Raw genomic sequence first — 14,645 nt, 5'->3', positions numbered from 1 at the left:
CCCTGTCGGGCGCTGCGAAGGAGAGCGAGGCGATGAATCCCGATCTCGAAGTCGTGCACACGCGACGCGACGAAACGTTTCGCGCGTGGATTCACGACTACCCGCACAACGTCGCTAAGTGGCACTTCCATCCGGAGTACGAGATTCACGTGATCAGTGCGTCGACGGGCAAGTTCTTTGTCGGCGATTACATCGGGCCGTTCGCGCCGGGCAATATCGTGATCACCGGACCGAACCTGCCGCACAACTGGATCAGCGAGATCGGCGCGGACGAACGCGTGCCGTCACGCGACATGGTGCTGCAGTTCTCGCGCGATGCCGTACAGCAGATGGTCGCCGCGTTCACCGAACTGCAGCCGGTGCTGACGATGATCGACGATGCGTCGCGCGGACTGCAGTTTCCGGATCACGTCGGCCTGTCGGTCTCGCCGCTGATGTCCGAACTCGCCGACGCGCACGGCTGCCGCCGCGTCGAATTGCTGATGGCGCTGTTCGACCGGCTCGCGTCGTGTTCCGAGCGGCGACTGCTCGCCGGGCCGTCGTATCACATCGACGCGCAGCGCTACATGTCGTCGACGATCAACCAGGTGCTGTCGTACATCCAGCAGAACCTGCCCGGCACGCTGCGCGAAAGCGACGTCGCCGACCTGGTCGGCATGAGCGTCAGCACGTTCACGCGATTTTTCCGGCGCCATACGGGCTCGACGTTCGTGCAATACCTGAACCGTTTGCGGCTCAACGAGGCCTGCGAACTGCTGATGTGCTCGACGCTCTCCGTGACGGAGATCTGCTATCGCGTCGGCTTCAACAACCTGTCGAATTTCAACCGCCAGTTCCGCGCGATGAAGGCGATGCCCCCGTCGAAATTCCGCGCACTGCACCAGCTCAACGAACAGATGATCGCGGCCTGACGGCGACCCATACAGGCTCGCCGCTATCAGGCTTTTCTTCCACTTTCCGATTCGACTATCGCCGTGACCTTTCTTGGAATCGACCTCGGCACCTCCGAGGTCAAAGTTGTCCTGACCGGCGACCACGCCGCCATCCTCGCCACCGCCGGTGCGCCGCTCACCGTCGACCACCCGCATCCGCACTGGTCCGAGCAGAGCCCGCAGGCGTGGTGGCACGCGACGCTCGATGCGATCGCCGCGGTACGCAGCGCTCAGCCGTCGGCGTTCGCCGCGCTGCAAGGCATCGGCCTGTCGGGGCAGATGCACGGCGCGACGCTGCTCGACCGCAGCGGCCAGGTGCTGCGCCCCGCCATTCTGTGGAACGACACGCGCGCGTTCGCCGAATGCGTCGAACTCGAAGCGCTCGTACCCGAATCACGTGCGATCACCGGCAATCTCGCGATGCCCGGCTTCACTGCGCCGAAGCTGCTATGGCTCGCGAAATACGAGGCGTCCGTGTTCCGCGCGATCCACAAGGTGCTGCTGCCGAAGGACTACGTCGCGTGGCGGCTGACCGGCGAGTTCACGTCCGACATGTCGGATGCGTCCGGCACGTTGTGGCTCGACGTCGCAAAACGCGACTGGTCCGACCGGATGCTCGCCGCAACCGGACTCACACGCGAGCAGATGCCGCGGCTCGTCGAGGGCAGCGCGCCTGCGGCTTTGCTGCGCGATGCGCTGCGCCGCGAGTGGGGCATCGAAGGGCCGGTCACGCTGTGCGGCGGTGCCGGCGACAACGCGGCGAGCGCGATCGGCATGGGTGTCGTCGATGCGGGCAGCGCGTTTCTGTCGCTCGGCACGTCGGGTGTGCTGTTCTCCGGCACCGATCGCTTCGCGCCGAATCCCGCACAGGGCGTTCACGCGTTCTGCCATTGCCTGCCTGAGCGCTGGCATCAGATGAGCGTGATCCTGTCGGCGGCCGCGAGTCTCGGCTGGCTGTCGCAGGTCGCGCACACCGCGGTCGCGACGCTGCCCGACCTCGCCGCGCAGGCTGACCCCGCGGCCGCACCGATTTTTCTGCCCTATCTGAACGGTGAGCGCACGCCGCACAACGATGCGAACGCGCGCGGCGTGTTCTGGGGTTTGACGGCCGCGCACGGTACGGCCGACCTCGCTTACAGCGTGATGGAAGGCGTCGCGTTCGCGATGGCCGACGGCTACGCGGCGCTGCAGGGCGCGGGCACGACGCTCGAGCACGCGTCGTTCATCGGCGGCGGCTCGCGCAGTCCGTTCTGGGCGCAGCTCTGCGCGACCGCGATGGGCGTCACGATGCGTCGTCACATGAGCAGCGACGTCGGCGGTGCGCTCGGCGCCGCGCGGCTCGCACGGCTCGCCGCGACGAACGACTCGATCGCCGATGTCTGCACCATGCCGCCAGTGATCGAATCGCGTGAACCGGACCCCGTGATGCAGCCGCTGCTCGCCGAACGGCTCGCGCGTTACCGTCGGCTGTACACCGCGCTGAAGCCGGAATTCGACGCGGCCGGCTAGTTGCGGCCGGCTGAGGGACATCAGGCATCGAACCGCGTGGTCGCGGGTCGCTGTCGTATGATCGCAGGCAGTTCGCCCAAGCCCGCGAGGTACCGGATGGTTCGCAGGATCCTCATCGCCGCTGTGTTCGCGTGTGCGTCGGTAGCCGCATCGATTGCATCGATTGCATCGATTGTGACTGCCGCGCAACCGGCGACGACGGTCGGCGTGCCGATCGAACGCACGCCGGTGCCCGCCGTCGAGACGGGACGCTTCACCGTGAGCACCGCGCGCGGCGCGGGCGACATGCCGATCGAAACATCGCTCGACTGGTCCGCGCCGCAGCCCGACGTCACGCGTGCGGTCGTCGTGATTCACGGCTCGTCGCGCCGCGACATGCCGTCGGCCCGCAACGCCGCGCGCCGCGCCGGCGACGCGGCTGCGCACACGCTGATCGTCACGCCGCAATTCCTGATTCCCACCGACATCGCCGCGCACGCGCTGCCCAACAGCGTGCTGCGCTGGAGCCTCAACGACTGGTCCAACGGATACGACGCACAAGGTCCCGCGCCGATCAGCTCCTTTGATGTCCTCGACGCGATCTTCGCGCGACTCGCGGATCGGCAACGTTTTCCGCAGCTTCGCGAGGTAGTGCTCGCCGGGCATTCGGCGGGCGCGCAGCTCGTGCAGCGCTACATCGCGCTCGGCCGCGGCACGGCGGTGCTCGACCGCGAGCACGTACACGTGCGCTTCGTGATCGCGAACCCATCGTCGTATCTGTATTTCGACCGGCGCCGGCCGTCCGCGAACGGCACGTTCGCCGTCGATACGGGCACGTCGTGTCCGCACGTCGATCAGTGGAAGTTTGGTTTGAGTGGCGGGCTACCGCGCTATGCGGGGGCATCCGTCGATGCCGCGAAGATCGAACGGCGCTATCTGGCGCGCGACGTCGTCTACCTGCTCGGCACCGCCGACAACGATCCGGCGCACCCCGAACTCGACCGTTCATGCGCCGCGCGAGCGCAAGGCGCGACGCGCTATGCACGAGGGCTCGCGTACTTCGGCTACCTGCACCTGCTGGACCGGCATGTCGGGCAGCAGCTACTCGAAGTGGACGGCGTCGGGCACCACAGCTCGCAGATGTTCGCCTCGCCGCAGGGTCTCGCTGCGCTGTTCGGCTTCGACGATACCCAACCACCTGCGCGGCGATCTGCAACTCATCCCTAGCGGTCGACGATCTTGCTCAGATTGCGCCGTACCCGCTGAAGCAGCGAGATCAGCTGCTTCGCTTCGTCGTCGGTGAAGCCGTTCAGACCTTCAGCCGACACCTTGTCGCCGACCTTGCGCGCCTTGCCGAGCGAACGCTCCGCTTTCGGCGTCATCCGCACGTGCCGCGCGCGGCGGTCGTCGGGATTCGCGCTGCGTTCGATCCAGCCGCCCTCCTCCATCCGGTCGAGCATCCGCCCGGCCGAAATCGGCGCGACATCGAGTAGCCCGGCAAGCTGCGCCTGATTGACCACCTCGCCGGACTGCGCGAGGTACGCGAGCACGCGGCATTGCGCGCGACTGAGATCCAGCTGCGAGCGTGCGAGACCGTCGAAGCGCTGGCCGCACAGCCGGCCGACGTCGGTGATCAAGAAGCCGAAGCGTTCTTCGTAGAGGGGTTCCATGCGCGGATTATACGAAACCCGTCCGCGCAGCGAAGGCGCGCGACATCGCAAATCTCCCTGGTTGTCGGCATGTTTCATATCTATATAATAAGCATGCTTACTATTAAAGACCACCCATCCCATGCCCCTCGATTCGCCGCCAGGGAGCGCCGCCGCCCCGCTCAACCGGCCGATGATCACGATCTCGATCATGCTCGCCACGCTGATCCAGACGCTCGACAGCACGATCGCCAACGTGGCGCTACCGCACATGCAGGGCACGCTGTCCGCGTCGCAGGACGAGATCACGTGGGTGCTCACCTCCTACATCGTCGCAGCCGCAATCGCGACGCCGCTGACCGGCTGGCTGTCGGACCGGCTCAGCGTGAAGCGGCTGCTCGCGCTGTCGATCGCCGGCTTCACGGTTGCGTCGGCGTTGTGCGGACTGTCGGAGACGCTCACGCAGATCGTCGCGTCGCGGCTGCTACAGGGAATCTTCGGCGCATCGCTGGTGCCGCTGTCGCAGTCGATCCTGCTCGACATCAATCCGCGCGAGAAGCAGGGTCAGGCGATGGCCGTGTGGGGGATGGGCGTGATGGTCGGGCCGATCCTCGGGCCGACGCTCGGCGGCTGGCTCACCGACAGCTACAACTGGCGCTGGGTGTTCTTCATCAACGTGCCGATCGGCGCGTTCGCGCTGTTCGGCGTGTCCACCTTCCTGCCGTCGCATGCGCCACGCCGCGAGACGAAATTCGACGCGTTCGGCTTCGCGACGCTGAGTTTCGCGATCGGCGCACTGCAGGCGATGCTCGATCGCGGCGAGCAGCTCGACTGGTTCGGCTCGCACGAGATCGTCATCGAGGCGCTGATCGCGTCGATCAGTTTCGCGTTCTTTCTCGCGCACACGGCGACTGCGGGCAACCGGTCGTTCTTCAAATATGAGTTGCTGAAGGACCCGAACTTCGCGACCGGCGTGTTCTTCATCTTCGTGATCGGCGCGGTGATGTACGCGACGCGTGCGCTATTGCCGCCGATGCTGCAGACACTAATGAACTACCCTGTCGCGACGACCGGGCTAGTGACGGCGCCAAGCGGCGCGGGGACGATGATTGCGATGCTGCTCGCGGGGCGGCTGCTGAAGTGGGTCGACGCGCGGCTTCTGCTGCTCGCGGGCTTTGTGATTTCCGCGTTCGCGCTGTGGCAGATGATGCACTACACGATCGTGCTGTCCGCGTCGGACATCGTGTGGCCCGGCGTGATCCAGGGCTTCGGTCTTGGGCTCGTGTTCGTCCCGCTGAGCGCGCTGACGTTCTCGACGCTCACGCCGGAACTGCGCGCGGACGGCACCGCCACCTACAGCCTGATGCGCAACATCGGCAGCAGCATCGGCATTTCGATCGTGCAGACGCTGATGACACGCGGCACGCAGATCGCGCATTCGGACCTCGCTGCCAACGTGACGCCGTTCAATCCGGCGATGCGGTCGTGGCTCGACAGCGGTTCGATGACCGACATCGCGATACTCGACCGGACGATCACGCAGCAGGCATCGATGATCGCGTACTTGAACGACTTCAAGCTGATGTTCGTCGCGACGCTGCTGGTGATTCCGCTGCTGTTGCTGATCCGGCCGGCGAAGAACGCGCCCGACGAATCGATCGCGCACGCGGCGATGGATTGACGCGGGCCTTACCGGCTAAGCTTCGATACGCCCGCGCGTGACGCCAAGCAGCGCCGCCATTGCGCTGCGCGCGGCATCGGCGTCGCGATCGCGGATCGCAACGAACACCGCCGTGTGCTCGGCCAGCGACGCGTTGAACACGTCCGCGCGCTTCGCGTTCAGCCTTAGCTGCCCTTCGAGCGTGCGCTCGATCAGCGTGCCAAGTGGCACGAGCAACTCGTTGCTGCATGCGGCGAGCACGCTCAGGTGAAAGCGCAGATCCGCGCGCACCCATTCGTCGACGTTGCGCGCCGCGACCATCGCCGTATGAGCAGCGTCGAGCGTGGCGAACGTCGTATCGGCATGTGACGCGGCAGCAAGCGCGGCCGCATGCGGCTCGATCATCTCGCGCATCTCCTGCAGCTTCAGCGCGAACTCGACCGGCGGCGCCACCTTCGAGTACCACTCGAGCAGATCCGCATCGAGCAGATTCCACGCGGCGCGCGCCCGCACCCGCGTGCCCACCCGCGGACGCGACTCGATCAGCCCTTTCGACGTCAGCGTGCGCAGCGCTTCGCGCAGCACCGTGCGGCTGACGCCGAACGCGTCCATCAGTTCGGCTTCGCGCGGCAGGATCGATTCGGGCGCGTAGTCGCCGCGCAGGATGGCGGTCGCGAGGTCGCGCGCGACGCGACCGTGCAGATCGTGCTGGATGGCGGTTCTCCGTGGCGCCTCACGGCGCGGTCGTTGCGATGGTGGGACGATACCCGAACGGGCCCGATTATCGATCATCCAGCGGTCATCCCGACGGCGATTTCCCAATTAATACTATTAATAGTACCAAGCAGCGATTTTGTGTAGTATCTGGATTTTCCCGAGGTTCGACGAATCTGAACCCGGACCGAACCCGCAGGCCGCCAGACAAGGAGATGCCGCCATGAAAATCACCCGGATTGAAACCTTCATTGTTCCGCCGCGCTGGTGCTTCGTGAAGATCGAAACCGATGAAGGCATCGTGGGCTGGGGCGAACCGGTCGTCGAAGGCCGCGCGCATACAGTCGCGACCGCCGTCGACGAGCTGTCCGACTATCTGCTCGGCAAGGACCCGCTGCTGATCGAAGACCACTGGCAGGTGATGTACCGCGCCGGCTTCTACCGCGGCGGTCCGATCATGATGAGCGCGATCGCCGGTGTCGACCAGGCGTTGTGGGACATCAAGGGCAAGCATCATGGGGTACCGGTGCATGCGCTACTCGGCGGCCAGGTGCGCGACAAGATCAAGGTGTACTCGTGGATCGGCGGCGACCGGCCGAGCGACGTCGCGAACAACGCGCGTGCGGTGGTCGAGCGCGGCTTCAAGGCGGTGAAGATGAACGGCTCGGAAGAGCTGCAGATCATCGATACCTTCGACAAGGTCCAGGGCGTCATTAACAACGTCGCCGCGGTGCGCGAAGCGGTCGGGCCCAACATCGGCATCGGCGTGGACTTCCACGGCCGCGTGCACAAGCCGATGGCGAAGGTACTCGCGAAGGAACTCGATCCGTACAAACTGCTCTTCATCGAAGAGCCGGTGCTGTCGGAGAACGCCGAGGCGCTGCGCGACATCGTCAACCAGACCAGCACGCCCATCGCGCTCGGCGAGCGTCTGTATTCGCGCTGGGACTTCAAGCACATCCTCGCGGGCGGTTACGTCGACATCATCCAGCCGGACGCGTCGCACGCGGGCGGCATCACCGAGTGCCGCAAGATTGCATCGATGGCCGAGGCGTACGACGTCGCGCTCGCGCTGCATTGTCCGCTTGGACCCATTGCGCTCGCGACCTGCCTGCAGCTCGACGCGGTGAGCTACAACGCGTTCATCCAGGAACAGAGCCTCGGCATCCACTACAACCAGGGCAACGACCTGCTCGACTACATCCGCAACCCCGAAGTCTTCAAGTACGAGGACGGCTTCGTGTCGATTCCGCAGGGCCCGGGACTCGGCATCGAGGTCAACGAGGAGAAGGTCCGCGAGATGGCGAAGGTCGGGCATCGCTGGCGCAATCCGGTGTGGCGTCACGCCGATGGCAGCGTCGCGGAGTGGTGAAGCGCTGAAGCGCCATCGTCATCACGCGTCACGCAGAAAGAAGGAGAACGCTTCCGGTGGAGACAACCCCCATCCCCGCTCACGCGCTAACGCGCGCGACCGGCAAGCGGCATCGCCTGCTCGCGATGCTGTTCATCACCGTCGTCATCACGTACCTGGACCGCAGCAACCTGTCGATCGCCGCGACGTCGATCGGCCGCGAACTGCAGTTGTCGCCCGCGGAGCTAGGTCTGGTGTTCTCCGCGTTCGGCTGGTCGTATGCGCTGCTGCAGATTCCGGGCGGCATGCTCGTCGACCGCACGCGTCCGCGGCTGATGATGGCGGCGATCGTCGGGCTGTGGTCGCTCGCGACGATCCTGCAGGGCTTCGCGAGCGCGTTCGCGGTGCTGCTGTCGCTGCGCGTGCTGCTCGGCGTGCTCGAAGCGCCCGCGTACCCGACGCTGAACCGCGTCGTCACCACATGGTTTCCGGACAGCGAGCGGGCCCGCGCAATCGCGATCTACACGTCGGGCCAGTACGTCGGCCTCGCGTTCCTGACGCCGGCGCTCGTGCTCACGCAGGAACACTTCGGCTGGCATGGCGTGTTCGTGCTGACGGGCGCGGTGGGCCTGCTGTGGGCATTCGTCTGGTATGCGCTCTATCGCGAGCCGGGCGCTGCGCCCGGCATCAACCAGCAGGAGCTCGACACGATCCGCGCGGGCGGTGGGCTCGTCGAACTGGGTGAATCGAACGGCCCGCGGAGTAAAGGACGCCGCCGCTATACCGCCGCCGACTGGCGCGCGGTCCTCGGCAACCGCAGGCTCTGGGGCGTGTACGTCGGCCAGATCGCCGTGACGTCGACGCTATGGTTTTTTCTCACGTGGTTTCCGACCTACCTCGTCAAGTACCGCCACATGGATTTCCTGAAGGCGGGCTTCATGGCGTCGGTGCCGTTTCTCGCGGCATTCGTCGGCATTCTCTCGTCGGGGCTGCTGTCCGACTGGATGATCCGGCGTGGCGCGTCGGCGACGGTCGCACGCAAGGTGCCGATCGTCGCCGGGCTGCTGCTGTCGACGACGATCGTCGGCGCGAACTACGTGAGCACGCCGGCGATGGTGATCGTCTTCATGGCGATCGCGTTCTTCGGCAGCGGCTTTTCGTCGATCACGTGGGTGCTCGTGTCGTCGATGGCGAAGAAGGAACTGCTTGGCCTCACCGGCGGCATGTTCAACCTGATGGGCAACCTGTCGTCGATCTGCGTGCCGATCGTGATCGGGCTGCTCGTGAAGGGCGACGACTTCGCGCCGGCGCTCGTCTTCATGAGCGCGGTCGGTCTGGTGGGGGCGCTGTCGTATCTGTTTGTCGTCGGACGGATCGAGCGGATCGAGTAGTCCGCCGTGCCCCCGGCGCGCGTTACGGGCAGCGTTCCGAAGCCGCTTCGAGTTACGTAACGTCCGTTGCCAAAACGGCTTTCACGGCTGGTTTTCGGCCTTGTTTGGCCCCTCCCGTTCGCCGCAGAGCATTGTTCCACAAGGCTTTTACACAGACAACGCCAGCCCGCCCCCGCGCCTGGCCCGCTCCTTGCTGAAATGTCCTCGAACAGTCACAAATACTCGAGAGGCAGGCAATGGGCGAATTTCTTCCCGACTATCTGATCCGCGAACAGGCGGCGGTCGGCACCCTGGTGGTGTTCGCGGTGCTGCGCGTAATCGCCGCGATGGTCGCGTACGAACGCGGCTGGCGCATCGCGCTCGTCGACAAGTGCTTCATCGGCGCGGTCGCGCTGTACTGCCTGCCGCAGCTCTTCGATGTGCTGACCCATCTGTACGGCGCGCGTGTCGCGGCCGCGGAACTGGAAGGGAAAATCGTCGGTGGCGCCATCGCGCTGTTCGCTGGGCCGATCGTCGGCCACAAGCTCGGCTACGAATAGGCACTTCGACGGACCTCACGCACATGAACGCTACCTTCGACTCCGCTTACCAACCCGGCGACGTGCTGACGCTGAAATCGGGCGGCCGCCCGATGACCGCCACGTGGGTCGGTCCCGTGCTGTTCGCGCCGGGCACCTGGCTGATCTGCCAGTGGTTCGACGACGACGACGAACTGCAGCAGGAGATGTTTCCGGGAGAGACGCTGGAACGGGTGCACGACGCGCTCGTGGCATAACGGGTAGTACCGGGGGCCGGCTCCCCGCCGGGCGACCGTGTGTTTGCGCCGCATGACTACGTCATGCGGCGTATTTTTGCGTGCGCGCGGGGCGACGCTTCAGGTACTTGATCACCCCCTCGCCGACTACCGAGTCAGCCGCCCAGCACCGCAAACGCCGGCACGCTGTGCGCTAACGCCGCAGCCGCGACGAACACACCGATCATCGCAAGCGCCTCGAAGTACACGAGATTGACGAACGTGTGCGCATCCATCGTCGAAGCGGTACGGCGCAGCCGCGGTAGCGCGGACAACCGGTTCAGCGCGCCGAACAGCAACGCCAGCGCGACCAGCACGAGCTTCAGGATCAGCACGTGACCCCACGTGCTGTGCGCAATCGCGTCGAGCGAACCGCCCGAGCCACGGACCGCGTTGAACGCGCCGGTCGCCAGCACGAAGACGAAGGCCACCAGCGCGCCGCTCGACAGTTGCGTCGCCGTGCGGATCAGTATGCCGCGCGCCGTCGACGCGCCGAGCGCCGGCAGCACCGCGAGCCCGGCCGCGAGCACGAGGCCGCCCCATACGCCGGTCGCGAGAATGTGCAGCGTCTGCACGCCGATCGCCGCCGACACGACACCCGCATCGGCCGCGTGGCCGAGCGACGCCTTGCCGGCCGCGATCGCGATCACCGCGAGCCCGAGCAGCGCGTTGCGCAACGTGCTGGCCTGCGCGAGCGCGGTGAGCAGCAGCAGCACCGCACCGGCAAACGCGACGCTCCATGCATAGCCGACATGCGTCTGCCCGAGCACCGTCGGCACCACGTCGAGTGCGTCGGACAACGCATTGCCGCTCATCGATGCGCTCTGATACCAGAGCCAGCCGAGATCCGCGAGCACCAGCACGCTCGCCGCCGCGACCAGCGAACGCTGCGCGCGCTGCGCGGCCGGACGTGCCGGCGACGCCGCCGTGCGCGCGGCGCCGGCGAGCCACGCGCCGAGCAACGCGGAACCGACCGCGAACGCAAACGCGACATTCATGAGGGCCGCCATCGCGACCTGCCCGATCCACAGACCATCTAGCCTCATTTGACCGCGAACCCGTAGTCGCCGTGCGTGCGATGGCCGTCGGTGGCCACCGCATTCCAGTGAACCGTGTAGCGGCCCGCCACGAGTGGGGACGCGAGCGGCGCGTGCATCGTCTTGCGGTCGTTAGCGTCGACTGCCGACGGACCCGCGCCGACCGGCTTGCCGGCCGCGTCGTCGACGACGATCTTGCTGAACGCGGGCTCGAGCGGCTCGCTGAAGCGGATCGTCACCTGGGCGGGCGCGGCGACTTCGGTGTCCGGTGCGGGGTCGCGCGAAACGGGCAGCGCATGGGCGAAAGCGGTGGAGGCCACGGCAAGCGCGGCCGCACCGGTCGCGAGCACCCGCACGAGCGGGCGAAACGAAGTGGAAGTGGTCATGGAGAATCCGGAGAGACGAAGTTGAAAGGCGAAACGAAGGGGCACGCAGGCATGGCGGAAGACTCGCGGCCGGAAGGCCTGCCGCCGCGGAACGCAAGAGTGTACGCTTCGATGGTGGCGCGTCGCGTCGGTTCATTCGTCATGGGCGTGCCCGTGCCGGACGATGCGAGGCTGCCGTCGATCCCGACTGCCGGTCGCCTTGCGGCAGCACCTCGCGGGCCGCGCAAACACGCCGCGTCAAACTGTCGCATGGACGTTCCATGACTGAACTACGTCGGCCTGGGCAAATAGTCACCATCACCCATCGATGATAGAATGCTGCGTCGCCGCAGCGCCGGCCACCTTTCTCATCACCGAGCCGCTCGAAGTTCGGTCAGGTCCCCGTTAATGATGGAGTTACGCGTGTCTTCAAGACGCATTTTCCGCCCGCTGCTCGCCCTTCTGTTGATCGGCAGCGCAGGCGTCTATAGCGCTGCGAATGCGCAGACCCAGCCCAAGGCTCCGGACACGATGGAATCGCGCGTGCAGGCCTGCGCCGCATGCCACGGCGTGCATGGGCAGGGGACGGACAACGATTACTTCCCGCGGCTCGCGGGCAAACCGGCCGACTATCTGTACAACCAGCTCGTGAATTTCCGCGAGGGCCGCCGCAAGTACCCACCGATGAACTACCTCGTCACGTATCTCTCGGACGACTACCTGCATCAGATCGCGACGTACTTCTCGCAGCAGCGTCCGCCGTACCCGCCGCCGGCGAAACCGACCGTGTCGGAATCGGTCGTCGCGCGCGGCCGCCAGATCGTGCTGAACGGCGACGTGTCGAAGCAGATCCCCGCGTGCGCCGCATGCCACGGCAAGGCACTGACCGGCATGCAGCCGGCCATTCCGGGCCTGGTCGGACTGCACTCCGACTACATCAGCGCGCAGCTCGGCGCATGGCGTTCGGGCTCGCGTCACGCGATCGCCCCGGATTGCATGCACGAAATCGCCACGCGCCTCACCGACGACGACGTGAACGCCGTCGCCTCGTGGCTGTCGTCGCAGTCGGCTCCGCAAAACCCCGTGCCGGCACCGGCCCGCTCGATGAAGACTCCGCTTGCCTGCGGCAGCGAACCGCAATAAGGCACCGGGAGAGATACTCAAATGAAACGCAAGTCCCTGTTCGCCCTCTCGGCTGTCATAGTCGCTGCAGCCGCCGCGCTCGTTCCCGTCCTGTGGTCGGGCGGCGACAACCTGCACAACGGCTCGGCCGTTGCAGCCACGCCCGCCGACCAGGCGGCACTGATCAAGAAGGGCGAGTACCTCGCCCGCGCCGGCGACTGTATCGCCTGCCACACGGTACGCGGCGGCAAGGAATTCGCCGGCGGCCTGCCGATGGCAACGCCGTTCGGCACGATGTTCACGCCGAACATCACGCCGGACGATGAAGACGGCATCGGCAAGTGGAGTCAGGACGACTTCTACCGTGCGCTGCACACGGGCCGTTCGAAGGACGGCAGCCTGCTCTATCCGGGCTTCCCGTTCACCAGCTACACGAAGGTCACGCGCGCCGATTCGGACGCGATCTACGCGTACCTGCGTTCGGTTCCGCCGGTTTCGGTGCCGAGCCGTCCGCATGAACTGAAGTTCCCGTTCAACAACCGCAACCTGCTGATCGGCTGGCGTACGCTGTTCTTCCGTGAAGGCGAGTACAAGCCGGACCCGACGAAGTCGGTCGAATGGAATCGCGGTGCGTATCTGGTCGACGGTCTCGGTCACTGCAGCATGTGCCACACGTCGATCAACATGATGGGCGGCCCGGTCAGCTCGGCGGCATTTGCCGGTGGCCTGATCCCGCTGCAGAACTGGTACGCGCCCTCGCTGACGTCGAACAAGGAAGCGGGCCTCGGCGACTGGGACCTGAAGGACATCTCCGATCTGCTGAAGACCGGCGTCTCGCAACGCGGCGCAGTGTTCGGCCCGATGGCCGAAGTCGTGCACAACAGCTTGCAGTATCTGTCGGACGACGACATCCAGGCGATGGCAACGTACCTGAAGACGATCCCGCAGAAAAGCGAAGCGCCCGAAACGATGCAGCTGCAAACGTCGCCGCAGTTCGGCAGCGAGCTGTCGCAGCAAGGCAAGAAGATCTATCTGGACAACTGCGCGAAGTGCCACGCGGCGAACGGCCTCGGTATGCCGCCGAACTTCCCGCCGCTTGCGAACAACCCGTCCATCCAGATGCCTTCGGCGGTGAATCCGATCCGCATGGTGCTGAACGGCGGCTATCCGCCGAGCACGGGCGGCAATCCGAAGCCGTATGGCATGCCGCCGTTCGCGCAGGCGCTGTCGAACCAGGAAGTTGCAGCGGTCGTGACGTACATCCGTCAGACGTGGGGTAACCACGGCACGGCGGTATCGCCGCAGCAGGTGAGCGACCTGCGTTCGGCGCCGCTCGACTAGTCGAAGGCAGATGCCACCGGGGCGCGGCCTGCGACCATCGCGGCCGCGCCCTTCGTTTTTTTGCAGGACCGCGGTTGTAGCCGTCGATACGAGGCTCACCGCGGGCAGCACAACATGGAGCTAGAAGCGTGCACGCTGGAGAGCGTCTGAACAGTATTACCCACCTCGTCGGCGCGGTGCTGTCGGTGGCGGGACTGGCGACGCTCGTCACGATGGGCGCGCTCGACGGCGACGCATACAAGGTCGTCAGCTTCGCTGTGTACGGGGCGATGCTGCTCGCGCTGTACGCTATTTCCACGCTCTATCACAGCGTCCGCAATCCGCGTCTGAAGGCGGTCCTGCAGAAGTGCGATCACTCGGCGATCTACCTGCTGATCGCTGGCAGCTACACGCCGTTCACGCTCGTCACGTTGCGCGGACCGTGGGGCTGGTCGCTGTTCGGTGTCAGCTGGGGGCTTGCCGCTCTCGGCATCGTGCAGGAACTCACGCTCGGCCGCCGTACCCGCAGCGTGTCGATGGTGTTGTACGTGTTGATGGGATGGCTCGCGCTCGTCGCCGTCCGCCCGCTGGTCGAAGCATTGCCGGCCGCGGGAACCGCATGGCTCGTCGCCGGCGGCGTCATCTACAGCGCCGGCATTTACTTCTTCATCAACGATGAGCGCATCCGGCACGGCCATGGCATCTGGCACCTGTTCGTGCTGGCCGGCAGTCTGTGTCAATTCGTCACCGTCGCGCGCTATGTCGCGTGACGCCCACCGCGGCGAATGCAACTTAACGCCAGTCGACGTGTCTGCATAGCGCG

The 14,645-nt window shown here is 65.9% G+C and carries 15 protein-coding genes; 11 read left to right on the top strand and 4 right to left on the bottom strand.

Annotated elements, in window-relative coordinates; all coding sequences use genetic code 11:
- Positions 1-32: 32 nt before the first annotated feature.
- The 3 genes from ACREXZ_RS18125 to ACREXZ_RS18115 all read left to right on the top strand — a co-directional run bounded on the left by ACREXZ_RS18125 (position 33) and on the right by ACREXZ_RS18115 (position 3,647).
- Positions 33-911 carry an AraC family transcriptional regulator gene (locus ACREXZ_RS18125; protein WP_431765487.1) on the top strand — a complete coding sequence of 293 codons (879 nt, stop codon included), beginning with the start codon at positions 33-35 and terminating at the stop codon, positions 909-911.
- Positions 912-974: 63 nt separating this feature from the next.
- Complete coding sequence (gene xylB / locus ACREXZ_RS18120; RefSeq protein ID WP_431765486.1) at positions 975-2,441, top strand: xylulokinase; 1,467 nt, start codon at positions 975-977, stop codon at positions 2,439-2,441.
- A gap of 96 nt (positions 2,442-2,537) precedes the next feature.
- The gene (locus ACREXZ_RS18115; protein WP_431765485.1) at positions 2,538-3,647 is read left to right on the top strand and encodes an alpha/beta hydrolase; all 1,110 of its coding nucleotides are present in this window, start codon (positions 2,538-2,540) and stop codon (positions 3,645-3,647) included.
- On the opposite strand, the gene ACREXZ_RS18110 is transcribed toward ACREXZ_RS18115, so the two are convergent.
- The gene (locus tag ACREXZ_RS18110) at positions 3,644-4,090 is read right to left on the bottom strand and encodes a MarR family winged helix-turn-helix transcriptional regulator (RefSeq protein ID WP_431765484.1); all 447 of its coding nucleotides are present in this window, start codon (positions 4,088-4,090) and stop codon (positions 3,644-3,646) included. The genes ACREXZ_RS18115 and ACREXZ_RS18110 overlap by 4 nt on opposite strands.
- 121 nt (positions 4,091-4,211) lie before the next feature.
- On the opposite strand from ACREXZ_RS18110, the gene ACREXZ_RS18105 reads away from it, so the two are divergent.
- A complete protein-coding gene (locus ACREXZ_RS18105; protein ID WP_431765483.1) occupies positions 4,212-5,750 on the top strand; it encodes a DHA2 family efflux MFS transporter permease subunit in 1,539 nt (512 codons plus the stop codon).
- Positions 5,751-5,765: 15 nt separating this feature from the next.
- Here ACREXZ_RS18105 and ACREXZ_RS18100 read toward each other — a convergent pair whose 3' ends face one another.
- The gene (locus ACREXZ_RS18100) at positions 5,766-6,521 is read right to left on the bottom strand and encodes a FadR/GntR family transcriptional regulator (protein WP_431765482.1); all 756 of its coding nucleotides are present in this window, start codon (positions 6,519-6,521) and stop codon (positions 5,766-5,768) included.
- A 145-nt stretch (positions 6,522-6,666) separates the two neighbouring features.
- On the opposite strand from ACREXZ_RS18100, the gene dgoD reads away from it, so the two are divergent.
- The 4 genes from dgoD to ACREXZ_RS18080 all read left to right on the top strand — a co-directional run bounded on the left by dgoD (position 6,667) and on the right by ACREXZ_RS18080 (position 9,960).
- Positions 6,667-7,815 carry a galactonate dehydratase gene (gene dgoD / locus ACREXZ_RS18095; RefSeq protein ID WP_431765481.1) on the top strand — a complete coding sequence of 383 codons (1,149 nt, stop codon included), beginning with the start codon at positions 6,667-6,669 and terminating at the stop codon, positions 7,813-7,815.
- Positions 7,816-7,871: 56 nt separating this feature from the next.
- The gene (locus ACREXZ_RS18090; protein WP_431765480.1) at positions 7,872-9,185 is read left to right on the top strand and encodes an MFS transporter; all 1,314 of its coding nucleotides are present in this window, start codon (positions 7,872-7,874) and stop codon (positions 9,183-9,185) included.
- Between the two features lie 236 nt (positions 9,186-9,421).
- Positions 9,422-9,724 (top strand): hypothetical protein, encoded by a 303-nt coding sequence (locus ACREXZ_RS18085; RefSeq protein ID WP_431765479.1) that lies wholly within the window; start codon positions 9,422-9,424, stop codon positions 9,722-9,724.
- A gap of 23 nt (positions 9,725-9,747) precedes the next feature.
- Entirely contained in the window at positions 9,748-9,960 is a 213-nt protein-coding gene (locus ACREXZ_RS18080; protein WP_431765478.1) for a YodC family protein, read from the top strand.
- Positions 9,961-10,094: 134 nt separating this feature from the next.
- On the opposite strand, the gene ACREXZ_RS18075 is transcribed toward ACREXZ_RS18080, so the two are convergent.
- Entirely contained in the window at positions 10,095-11,024 is a 930-nt protein-coding gene (locus ACREXZ_RS18075) for a CopD family protein (protein ID WP_431765477.1), read from the bottom strand.
- Complete coding sequence (gene copC, locus ACREXZ_RS18070; protein ID WP_431765476.1) at positions 11,021-11,401, bottom strand: copper homeostasis periplasmic binding protein CopC; 381 nt, start codon at positions 11,399-11,401, stop codon at positions 11,021-11,023. The genes ACREXZ_RS18075 and copC overlap by 4 nt, the downstream gene beginning before the upstream one ends.
- A gap of 390 nt (positions 11,402-11,791) precedes the next feature.
- Here copC and ACREXZ_RS18065 point away from each other — a divergent pair, with 390 nt between their 5' ends.
- The 3 genes from ACREXZ_RS18065 (at position 11,792) to trhA (ending at position 14,592) form a co-directional block, all read left to right on the top strand.
- Positions 11,792-12,523: a c-type cytochrome gene (locus tag ACREXZ_RS18065; RefSeq protein WP_431765598.1), complete on the top strand. Its 732-nt coding sequence runs from the start codon at positions 11,792-11,794 to the stop codon at positions 12,521-12,523.
- Between the two features lie 21 nt (positions 12,524-12,544).
- Positions 12,545-13,843 (top strand): c-type cytochrome, encoded by a 1,299-nt coding sequence (locus ACREXZ_RS18060; RefSeq protein ID WP_431765475.1) that lies wholly within the window; start codon positions 12,545-12,547, stop codon positions 13,841-13,843.
- A 128-nt stretch (positions 13,844-13,971) separates the two neighbouring features.
- Positions 13,972-14,592, top strand: a complete 621-nt coding sequence (trhA, locus tag ACREXZ_RS18055; protein ID WP_431765474.1) for a PAQR family membrane homeostasis protein TrhA — start codon at positions 13,972-13,974, stop codon at positions 14,590-14,592.
- Positions 14,593-14,645: the final 53 nt, after the last annotated feature.

This window comes from Paraburkholderia sp. (assembly GCF_050742655.1).
Taxonomy (GTDB): Bacteria; Pseudomonadota; Gammaproteobacteria; order Burkholderiales; family Burkholderiaceae; genus Paraburkholderia.
This window is presented reverse-complemented; position numbering and strand designations above follow the sequence as displayed.